This window comes from Natrinema soli, from assembly GCF_028618695.1.
Window position 1 is genome coordinate 1 of the sequence record NZ_JAQIVI010000662.1, and the last position, 8,402, is coordinate 8,402.

At 64.4% G+C, this 8,402-nt stretch carries 11 protein-coding genes and 1 pseudogene; 5 read left to right on the forward strand and 7 right to left on the reverse strand.

Going from position 1 to position 8,402, the window contains the following annotated elements; all coding sequences use genetic code 11:
• Positions 1-282: metallophosphoesterase family protein (locus PGX04_RS29465; protein ID WP_273741740.1), on the forward strand; the 282-nt coding region annotated here is incomplete at its 5' end.
• A gap of 190 nt (positions 283-472) precedes the next feature.
• Here the strand turns inward: PGX04_RS29465 and PGX04_RS29470 are convergent.
• The 4 genes from PGX04_RS29470 to PGX04_RS29485 form a co-directional block, all read right to left on the reverse strand.
• Positions 473-613: a hypothetical protein gene (locus PGX04_RS29470; protein ID WP_273741741.1), complete on the reverse strand. Its 141-nt coding sequence runs from the start codon at positions 611-613 to the stop codon at positions 473-475.
• 39 nt (positions 614-652) lie between these two features.
• A complete protein-coding gene (locus PGX04_RS29475) occupies positions 653-1,456 on the reverse strand; it encodes an ABC transporter permease (protein ID WP_273741742.1) in 804 nt (267 codons plus the stop codon).
• Positions 1,456-2,481 carry an ABC transporter ATP-binding protein gene (locus PGX04_RS29480; RefSeq protein WP_273741743.1) on the reverse strand — a complete coding sequence of 342 codons (1,026 nt, stop codon included), beginning with the start codon at positions 2,479-2,481 and terminating at the stop codon, positions 1,456-1,458. The genes PGX04_RS29475 and PGX04_RS29480 overlap by 1 nt, the downstream gene beginning before the upstream one ends.
• 80 nt (positions 2,482-2,561) lie before the next feature.
• The gene (locus PGX04_RS29485) at positions 2,562-3,737 is read right to left on the reverse strand and encodes a CBS domain-containing protein (RefSeq protein WP_273741744.1); all 1,176 of its coding nucleotides are present in this window, start codon (positions 3,735-3,737) and stop codon (positions 2,562-2,564) included.
• A gap of 313 nt (positions 3,738-4,050) precedes the next feature.
• On the opposite strand from PGX04_RS29485, the gene PGX04_RS29490 reads away from it, so the two are divergent.
• From PGX04_RS29490 to PGX04_RS29500, 3 genes are all read left to right on the forward strand, one after another.
• Entirely contained in the window at positions 4,051-4,284 is a 234-nt protein-coding gene (locus tag PGX04_RS29490; protein WP_273741745.1) for a MarR family transcriptional regulator, read from the forward strand.
• A gap of 203 nt (positions 4,285-4,487) precedes the next feature.
• A complete protein-coding gene (locus PGX04_RS29495) occupies positions 4,488-5,018 on the forward strand; it encodes a 50S ribosomal protein L16 (RefSeq protein ID WP_273741746.1) in 531 nt (176 codons plus the stop codon).
• Between the two features lie 383 nt (positions 5,019-5,401).
• The gene (locus tag PGX04_RS29500) at positions 5,402-6,268 is read left to right on the forward strand and encodes an ATP-grasp domain-containing protein (RefSeq protein WP_273741747.1); all 867 of its coding nucleotides are present in this window, start codon (positions 5,402-5,404) and stop codon (positions 6,266-6,268) included.
• A gap of 122 nt (positions 6,269-6,390) precedes the next feature.
• On the opposite strand, the gene PGX04_RS29505 is transcribed toward PGX04_RS29500, so the two are convergent.
• The 3 genes from PGX04_RS29505 to PGX04_RS29515 all read right to left on the reverse strand — a co-directional run bounded on the left by PGX04_RS29505 (position 6,391) and on the right by PGX04_RS29515 (position 8,088).
• Positions 6,391-6,792, reverse strand: a complete 402-nt coding sequence (locus PGX04_RS29505; RefSeq protein WP_273741748.1) for an Hsp20/alpha crystallin family protein — start codon at positions 6,790-6,792, stop codon at positions 6,391-6,393.
• A gap of 72 nt (positions 6,793-6,864) precedes the next feature.
• Positions 6,865-7,878 carry a type II glyceraldehyde-3-phosphate dehydrogenase gene (locus PGX04_RS29510; RefSeq protein WP_273741749.1) on the reverse strand — a complete coding sequence of 338 codons (1,014 nt, stop codon included), beginning with the start codon at positions 7,876-7,878 and terminating at the stop codon, positions 6,865-6,867.
• Positions 7,879-7,935: 57 nt separating this feature from the next.
• Positions 7,936-8,088 (reverse strand): hypothetical protein, encoded by a 153-nt coding sequence (locus PGX04_RS29515; protein WP_273741750.1) that lies wholly within the window; start codon positions 8,086-8,088, stop codon positions 7,936-7,938.
• Between the two features lie 32 nt (positions 8,089-8,120).
• Here PGX04_RS29515 and PGX04_RS29520 point away from each other — a divergent pair.
• Positions 8,121-8,402, forward strand: a pseudogene (locus tag PGX04_RS29520) (aminopeptidase); the annotation flags it as partial.

Here is an 8,402-nt window from a genome sequence, read left to right on the forward strand (position 1 = left end):
GTCCGGTTCGCCGTCACGCACCGACGGGACGGCGGCGAGACGGGGCTCGTCATGTTCGGTCGCTCGAGAGGGGCCGACGTCGTCGTCTTCGGGCACAGCCACCGGCCGACGGTCGTCGAAACCGGCGATCTCACCCTGTTGAATCCCGGCAGTCACGCCGACCCGCGCGGGAATCAGCCGGGGTTCGCGACCCTCGAGGAGCGCGATGATGGCGGCCTCGAGGGCTCGATTCGGCACCCGGACGGGACGGTGCTCGAGTCGCTCGAGATCCGAACGGCGTGACTCTTCGCGACAATAGTTCGGGTGGAAGAGCGTATCGCTCATAGTTGTCGTTCCGCCGGAGCCGTTCCGGGTTCGGTGACCAGTAGACGTGTGAATGGAACGGTGTGTTCTAATGGAATCGTGTGAGACGAAGCGTCCTGCTATCGTGGCAACAGGGGATCGCCACGCCCTCCCCAGCCGATTCGCTCGGTCACTGGCTCACGGCCTTCGGCCGTTCGCCTTTCCGCGGCGCTTTGCGCCGCGCTTCCGTTCTCTCGCTCATCCCTCGCGTGCTTTTGAGCCGCAGTTCGCTGGCGCGAACCGCGGCACAGCACGCGCCACCGCGTGTCATTTGGTCAAGCCGAACTCGAGGGCCACCGACCGGCCGCTCTCAGTCGGTCAGTCCGTAGCCGATCTTAAACAGGTAGACGTCGATCGACAGAACGAGGACGGTGACTGCCGTGAGCACCGCGAGCGAAAGCAACGGCGCGAAGTCGGTGTAGGGTGCGGGCAGGATGCCGACGCCGATCAGGTCCGAGTGGCCCAGCAGTCCGTACCGGACGCTGTCGACCATGTAGACCATCGGGTTCACCAGCGAGAGGCCCACCTGCCAGGCGTGGTCGAACGTCTCGAGCGAGTAGAAGACGGCGCCGAAGAACACCAGCGGCCGGAGGATGAACTGGTTCATCACGGTCAGATCGTCGAAGTCTCGAGCGACGAGGCCGCCGATGATACCGAACCCGGCGAACAGCGCCGTGATGACGACCATCGTCGCCACGAGATAGAGCCCGTGTTCGAAACTGATCGGGACGAACAGTCGCCCGACGGCGGCGATGATGACGCCGACGATGAGACCCCGTACCGCGCTGGCACCGACGTAGGCGACGACCATCTCGACGTACGACAGCGGCGAGGTCAGCGTCTCGTGGATGTACTCGTTCCATCTGCCGTGAAAGATCGAGAACGAGGCGTTCTCGAAGGCGTTCGAGATCGCACCGAGGACGATGAGCCCGGGCACGATGAAGAGGATGTAGTCGAAGCCCGCGATCTGGTCGATCCGATTGCCCAGGATCACGCCGAAGACGGCGAAGTAGAGCACGTTCGTGATCGCCGGCGGCATGAACGTGTTCTTGGGCCGGCGGACGAATCGCAGAATCTCGCGTCGGAAGAGCGCGCGGAAGCCGACCGACAGCATCAGGCGACCCCCTCCTGCTCTCGTTCCTGTTCTCGTTCGGTCTTCGACGGGGTCGCCTCGCCATCGCCGGTCTCGTCCTCACCCTCGGCTCCGGATCGGGTCACCGTCCGATCCTCGCTCCGGGTCAGGTCGACGAAGATCTCCTCGAGCGAGGTTCGGGTTATCTCGAGATCGGCGATCTCGTGGCCCATCGCCTCGAGATCATTGAGCAACTGCGGTGCAGTCGAACCACCGTCGTCGACGCGTACCTCGAGCAGGTCGCTGGAGACCGTCGTTTCGTGTGCGTACGCGCCGAGTTCGGGCGCGTTCGCGGGCACGGACTCGAGGCGGACGGCGATGGTATCGGTGCCGCGCCCCTTGAGTTCGTCCGGAGTCGCGACCGTCACCTTCCGGCCCTCGTTCATGATCGCGACGCGATCACAGAGCCGTTCGGCCTCCTCGATGTAGTGGGTCGTCAGCAGGATCGTCGTCCCCTCCTCGTTGAGTTCGGTGACGAGTTCCCAGAGGTCGTGGCGGAGCTGGACGTCGACGCCGGCGGTCGGCTCGTCCAGGATGAGCAGGTCGGGCTCGGTGACCAGGGCTCGAGCGAGCAGGAGCCGGCGTTTCATCCCGCCGGAGAGCCAGTCGAAGCGCTCGTCGCGCTTGTCGTAGATCCCGACGCGTTTGAGAACCTCGTCGGCCCGGTCGGCTGCTTCGGCGTCCGAAACGCCGTGATAGCCCGCTTTGTGTTTCAACACTTCTCTGATCGAGAAGAATCGGTCGACGTTGAACTCCTGCGGTGCGAGGCCGATCGCGTCGCGGGCCTCCCGGTAGTCGTCCTCGACGTCGTGGCCGAAGACCCGCGCCTCGCCGCCGGTCTTGCGGACCAGGCCGACCAGCGTGTTGATAAACGTCGTCTTCCCCGCGCCATTGGGGCCGAGCAGGCCGAAGAACTCGCCTTCCTCGACGGTCAGCGACAGCTCCTGCAGGGCGCGCAGATCGCCGTACTCCTTCACGAGATCGACGGTCTCGATGGCCGGTGGCATCGGTACAGCGTCAGCCCCGGCTACGGTTAAACCGTTTGTTCGGGGAACCAATCGCTCCAAAATCGGCTTGTGAATATCACTCAGTCCGCCGTCCGCGGCCGACTCGAGGGAGCGATCGCACCGCTTTGCTGCACGATGTCGAACGCGGTCATCACGTCGGTTCGAGAGATCAGTCCGACGAGGTCGTCGTCGTCCACCACGAGCAGCCGTCCGATATCGTGTTCCCGCATCCGATCGATAGCGGTCATCGCGTCGGAATCGGGGGTGATCGTCTGCAGTTCCGTCGTCATCACGTCTTCGACGGTGTAGGCGTCGCGCTCGACCGGTTCGATCTCGCGGGCGTCGGTCAGCGTCACGAGACCGATGAGTCGCTCCCCCTCGAACGCGTCCGTATCGACGACCGGATAGCCGGTGTGGCGTTCGGTGAACATCCGCCGGATCAGCTCCGCGACCGTCGTCTCGGGCTCGACGGTGTGGAGCTCACTCGCCGGCGTCATGATGTCGCCGACGATCACGTCCTGGAAAGCCGCCTTCATCGTCACCTGCTGGGCCTCGCTCGAGGCGGCGATGTAGACGAAGAAGGCGACGCCGATGAGGATGATGTTGCCCGAAAAGAGGCCGAACAGCCCCATCAGGACCGCGAACAGCTTTCCGACGCTGGCGGCCTGCTGGGTCGCCTGTGCGTAGGGTTGACTGCGAGCGAGCAGCGCTCGCAGCACCCGCCCGCCGTCCATGGGGAACGCGGGGAGCATGTTGAAGAACGCGAGCGCGACGTTCAGGACGGCGAGATAGCCCAGGACGAACCGCGGGCCGTTGAGACTCTCGGGGGTGACGACGAAGAGCGCGTAGGAGCCGACGCCGACCAGCACGCTGACGATCGGGCCGGCGACGGCGATGTTGAGTTCCTGTCGCCAGTCTTCGGGCATCTCGGAGAAGGCGGCGATGCCGCCGAACAGCCAGAGGGTGATCGATTCGATCGGAAATCCGTATCGCCGAGCGGTCAGCGAGTGGCCGAGTTCGTGGAGCACGACGCCGACGAACAGGCCGATCGCAGCGGCTAATCCGAGCAGCCACGGCATCGAACCGGCGGTGATGGTTCCGACGTCGATTCCCGCCGCTAACCCGTCGTTCAGTATTCCAGCGACGGTCTCGATCTGTGCTCCGATGAGATACGCAAATAGCGGGAGCACCAGCAAGAACGTCAGATCCAGTTTGATCGGAATCCCGAACAGGGACCCGATCCGGAAACTCCTCATATAGAGTGGTTTTCGCGGCGGAACCTTAAATACGCCGCCGGGAACGGTGGTCGGGATAGCGGATGAGCAGCGCACCCGCGACTCGTCGCCGGCCACCGGCGACACTCATACGGACTGCCGTCAGTCGGGTTCGGCGAACCCACAGGACGATCACAACCGTGGCGGGAACCCGTTACAGCAATTCGTCTCAGCCCGTTTTCCGATCGCGCTGCGTTCTCGACTCCGCCACGAAATATAATCGCAATAATACCTACTAGGATATCTATATTCTCTGCACCATAGGCTTATACAGGAGTTCGTGGATATTGTTAGTATGTTGAAACAAGACACACAACCGACCGACCGATACAGCCCGCTCCCGACCGAACTCGACTCCGCACAGAGCAAACTCGTGTACGTCACCCTCGAGGCCACCGGCGGAGCGACGACCGGAGACCTGAGCCGACTCCTGAACATGCAGAAGCTCACAATCCTGAGCGTGCTCTCGTCGCTCTCGAGTCAGGGCCTGATCGAGGAGACCGGGTCGGCGTACGTCGTCACGAACTGAGTTCGGAACCGCCGTTTCGACAGACCGCGTCGGGGACGCCGGTCTGATCTCGAGTCGACACTGCTGTCACCAGCCGGGATACCGGCTGTCGGTACCGACGCCCCTCGGTTCGCTCGCGGTGATCGACCGCGGCGCTGTCCGACGCGGCGCTTCGAAGCCTTTATCCGCCCGGTGGGCCTCCGTTTTTCTAAGTAATCACAACCATGTCAGACAAGCCTGCCTCCATGTACCGGGAGATCAGTAAGCCGGCCTACACGCGCCGCGAATACATTACTGGTATCCCTGGCTCGAAGATCGCACAGCACAAGATGGGCGACGTCAAAGCGGATCCCGACGACTTCCCCGTCCAGATGAGCCTCATCACGGAAGAAGAGGTCCAGCTCCGTCACGGAAGTCTCGAGGCCTCGCGCCTCTCGGCGAACCGTCACATGCTGAAAAACGCCGGCGAGAACAACTACAAGATGATCCTGCGGAAGTTCCCCCACCAGGTCATTCGGGAGAACAAGCAGGCGACGGGTGCCGGGGCGGACCGTGTCTCCGACGGAATGCGCCAGGCGTTCGGGAAGATCGTCGGCACCGCCGCCCGAATGGGCGCCGGCGAGCGTATCTTCACCATCTGGTGTGACGTCGACGACGCCGACTTCGCCAAGGACGCGCTCCGTCGCTCCTACAACAAGATCTCGCCGCCGTGTCGCATCGTCATCGAGCGCGGCGAGGAAGAGCTTATCGCATAAGACGAACGAAGTTTTGCTCTGCGGGCCAGCAAGCTGGCCCTCGGCAAAAATTCGATTAAAAGCAACGGAAGACGTTCCTGCTCACTTCGTTCGCGGGCTGCGACTTCCGAGCCTTCGTTCGCTCCGCTCACGAAGACACTCCTCCCTCCGTTCACTTACTCCTGAGCGGCGCTTCGCGCCGCGCAGTCGCTCGTTCACATCGGTCGTCGGCCCGCTCGTTCGTGCCTTCGGCACTCACTCGCGGTCGTGACGGTGTGAACGCCTGCCCTCCCCCGAGTCGTGGACTCCTCGCAGCGCTCGGAGCCCACTCCCGGCCACCGCATTTGGAATTTCGGACCCGCGTCTCGAGCACCTTTTTACCCCTCTACTCCCGACGTCCGACTATGATCGATCTCGCGGTCGTCAATGAGAAACAGACGTTTCGGCGGATGCAGGACCCGCTGGCCGAACGAGGCGTACGGGTTCACCACGTGCCCGTACGCGAGCGCACGGTCGCGCTCGGTGATCCACCGTGGTCGCCCGACGTCTACGACGTCGGCTTCGTCTATCCCGGTCGGCTGATGGAGGGTGGCGTCGCGGACGCCCTGCTCGAGATTCCGTGGCTCAACGATCATGAGACGGTGTTGACCTCGCGGAACAAGGCCGAGGTGCTGGCGCGACTCGAGCGGGCCGCCCTCCCGGTACCGGACTCCGTCTACGTCTCCAACGACGTCGGCGAGGCCGAACTGGTCGAGGTCTTCGAGCAGTTCGAGCCGCCGGTCGTGGTCAAACCGAACTCGACGACGCGGGGCGTCGGCGTCGCGAAAGCCCACGATCTCGACTCCTTCCTCGGGATCTGTGACTATCTCTCGCTGGTCCACGACTACAAGGCGACCGGCGACCAGTCGTTTCTGGTTCAGGAGTACCTCCCGAACGCGACCGACTACCGGGTGATGCTACTCGAGGGGGAGTACGTCGGCGCGGTCGAGCGCCGGCTCCCCGACGACGCGGTGCGCGAGGGGCAGTGGAAACACAACGTCCACCGCGGGGCCGAAGCGACCGGGATCGACCTCCCCGAACCGTGGCGCGACCTGGCCGAATCGGTCGCGGTCGAACTCGAGATCCCCTTCCTGGGCGTCGATCTGCTCGAGACCGGCGAGAAAGTAGTGGTCAACGAGACGAACGCGCGACCGACGATCGACGAGGAAACGAAGTACGAACCGGACTTCTACGATCGGCTCGCGGCCGCGATACGCGCCGCTGCGGACTGAGACGGTCCGTCGGAACGATGTCCCGAAGCAATCGCAGAACGGTTCGCGGGTGCTCCGGAACTGACTGACAGCAGCCGTCTGAAGAGACCGAAAACGAGTCGATTCGACCGCGAGCGGCCCGATTACTCGAGGCTGATGTCCGACGACTGTTCGGCGCGATCGAAGACGACCTCGAGGATGCCGTTGTTGTAGGTCGCGGACGCGGTGTGCTCGTTGACGCGGGTCGGCAGCGAGACGCGTTCGTCGTACTGGCGGTGTTCGCTCTCGGCGGAGATGGTCAGCGTCTTGCCGTCGCACTCGAGTTCGATGTTGTCCTTCTCGACGCCGGGGAGGTCCGCGACGACGCGGACCTCCTCGCCGGTCTCGTGGATGTCGACGTGGGTGTCCATGCCGAAGCCGTTGTCGACGGTATTCGAGGAGTTGAAGTCCACGTTGGCGTCCGCGCCGTTCATCATCTCGTTCATCATTCGCTCGATCTCGCGGAACAGGTCGTCGAAGGGTTCGTCGCGGTCGTCTCGGCGCATGACCGACAGTAAGCCACCGGGCGGCAAAAACTTTCTGTCGTCGCTATACGATCGTGGCGCGAATCCGCGATCCTACAGTCCGATTCCCAGCGTCTCGTTGGTCGTCTCGATGCTCTCCGCGGCGTCGGCGCTGCCGGTCACGGCCCGGATCGCGTCGACGTTCTCCGGCACGACGTCGCTCTCCTGGTGGATCCCCTGGAAGAGGTAGAGATCGCGTCCGACGGTCGAGACCGATTCCTCCCAGACGCAGTTCTCCCAGATGTCGCCGCGCGGCCGGCCCGCGTCCAGCGCGTACTCCTTGAGCGTCCCGCTGCCGTCGATGTCCAGCCGCTCGGGGATCAGGAACAGGCGCGACTCGTCGGCGAACAGTTCGCGGACGTCCGCGGCGTCGACTTCCTCCTCGAGGGTGACGTTGAGGCTGTGCATGTGCATCAGCGTCGCGGGCACCTTCATCCCGAGCGTATCGATGTCGAGATCGGGGAAGATGGTCTCGACGTCCGGGCCGTGGTGGGAGGGGATCGTCACCGGGTTCGGGAGAATGTCGTTGATCGGGCCGCGGTCGGACTGACCGGGGTCGCCGCCGCGACGGACGAGCGTCGCGCGGACCTTCTCGACGCCGTAGGCCTCCCGGAGCGGCGCGATGACCCGGGAGAGACCGGTCGTGTTACAGGAGACGACGCGCACGTGGTCGGCGTCGACGGCGTTCTCGAAGTTCGAGCGCGCGTTGAAGCTCACGTCGGTGAGTTCGGCGTCCTCGCCGCCCTGGTAGAGCGCGGGCGTGTCGTGCTCCTCGTAGAGTTCCTTGTTCTGGGCTCCGATTCCCGACGGCGTGGCGTCGACGACGACGTCGGCCTCAGCCACGAGGTCCTCGACCGGCCCCGCGATCTCGAGGCCGGCCTCGGCGAACAGTTCCTCGCGCTCCTCGATTGCCGCGTAAAGCGGGAATCCCTTGTCGATCGCTGTCTCGGCCTCGAAGTTCGGGCGCGTCTTCGCGACGCCCAGCATATCCATGTCGGGCTGTTGCCGAACGGCGTCCGCGACGCGCTTGCCGATCGTGCCGTAGCCGTTGATGGCGACCTGTTGCATGTACCCGGGAGTGGACCACCGAGCGGGATAATCGTTTCGAGGACTCGCAGCCGATTCTTACTCGAATCGGAGTTCTCGATCGCTCTCGAGGGCGATCTCGGTACCGATTCGCACGGTACCCGAGCCGACGATCCACCCGTTCGACCCGGTCCGGCGGAACGAGTCGACGGGCGAGATCGCCCGAGAAGCCGCGAGCGCGACCGAAGGCAAGACATATCGGCCCGCTCGCCGCACACTCGCATATGACAGCACTTCGAGCCGCGGCGGAGACGGCGGTCCGTCAGTGTCTGGGTCTCGAGGCGGGGGAGTCGTGTGCGGTCGTCACCGACGACGACCGGGTTCTGATCGGGGAGGCGCTCTACGAGGTCGCGAGCGAGATCACCGACGACGCCGTGATCGTCCGCTATCCGCCGGGCGAAACCCACGGCGGTGAACCCCCCGCTCCGGTGGCGGCGGCGATGGCCGGGGCCGACGTCGTCCTCGCGCCGACGACCAAGAGCCTGAGTCACACTCGCGCCCGCACG